The sequence below is a fragment of the Halorubrum sp. SD612 genome, from assembly GCF_002135005.1.
Map to the genome: position 1 here is coordinate 1 of NZ_NEWI01000394.1, position 1,092 is coordinate 1,092.

The 1,092-nt window shown below is 70.1% G+C and carries 1 protein-coding gene and 1 pseudogene; one reads left to right on the plus strand and one right to left on the minus strand.

Annotated elements, in window-relative coordinates:
- On the minus strand, nucleotides 1–774 hold a 774-nt coding region (locus tag B9G38_RS17620), incomplete at its 3' end, for a GTP-binding protein (protein WP_143415665.1).
- A 90-nt stretch (nucleotides 775–864) separates the two neighbouring features.
- Between B9G38_RS17620 and B9G38_RS17625 the strand changes: the two are divergent.
- A pseudogene (locus tag B9G38_RS17625) lies at nucleotides 865–1,092 on the plus strand (hypothetical protein); the annotation flags it as partial.

Consider the following 1,092-nt stretch of genomic DNA (forward strand, 5'->3'; position numbering starts at 1 on the left):
CTCCGGGTGCGCGTGGTCGTGACCGCCGCCCCCGTCGTGGCCGCCGCCCTCCTCGCCGGCGATGGCGCGTTTCCAGCCCGCGGACCCCTTCGCGGCCGCGAAGTCGAACCGGCCGGTGTCGAGCACCTCGTCGGGGTCGACCGCGGAGTGGGTGGTCCGGATCCGCTTCGCCCTCGGCCCCAACCGCTCCGCGACCGACTCGATGCGGTCGAGCACGTCGTCGGGCACCGTGTCGGTCTTGTTCACGAGGAGGACGTCGCAGAACTCGATCCCCTCGACGAGCACGTCCGCGAGCGGGCGGTCCGTCTCCGGCTCCGCCCCGCCCGGCAGGCTCTCGCCCGCGTCGAACTCCTTCCAGAAGCCGTACGCGTCGAGGACGGTCACCATCGTGTCCAGCCGGAACCGCTCTCGCGGGTCGACGTCGCTGTCCTCGGTGCCCTCCGTGAACGCCCGCGCGACGGGCACCGGCTCCGAGATGCCCGACGACTCCACGAGGAGGTAGTCGAACTCGCGCGACGCCGCGGGCGCGGCGGCCTCGGAGAGCAGGTCGTCTTGGAGCCGACAGCAGATACAGCCGTTCGAGAGGTCTATCACGCCCTCCTCGTCGTTCTCGCGGGCGATCTTCTCGGCGTCGACGTTCACCTCGCCCATGTCGTTTAAGATGACGGCGATCCGCCGGTCCCCGGGGTTCGCGAGCAGGTGGTTCACCAGCGTCGTCTTCCCGGCGCCGAGGTAGCCGCTGAGGACGGTGACCGGAATCCGCTCGTCTGTCATGTGTGTTATCAGTGACCACGACTGTATGAAACGATCGATCGGGACGGTCGAGACGAACGTTCATCCGTTCCACCCCCGTACCGCCGGCCGATGGACCTGACCGAGTCGACGCTCCGGGACCGCGCCCGGGCGTACGCGGAGGCGGAGCCGCTGTACGACGTGGAGCGCCAGCACGTCGAGACGGTCCCGAAGACGTTCGCGGGCGACGAGTACGGGCGTCGGGACGCGCAGTGGATCGTCCGGTGGTACTTCCGACGGTACCTCGGCGAGTACCCGGACCGGGACCCCCGCCACCCCCAGGCCGACTTCCCGCACCAC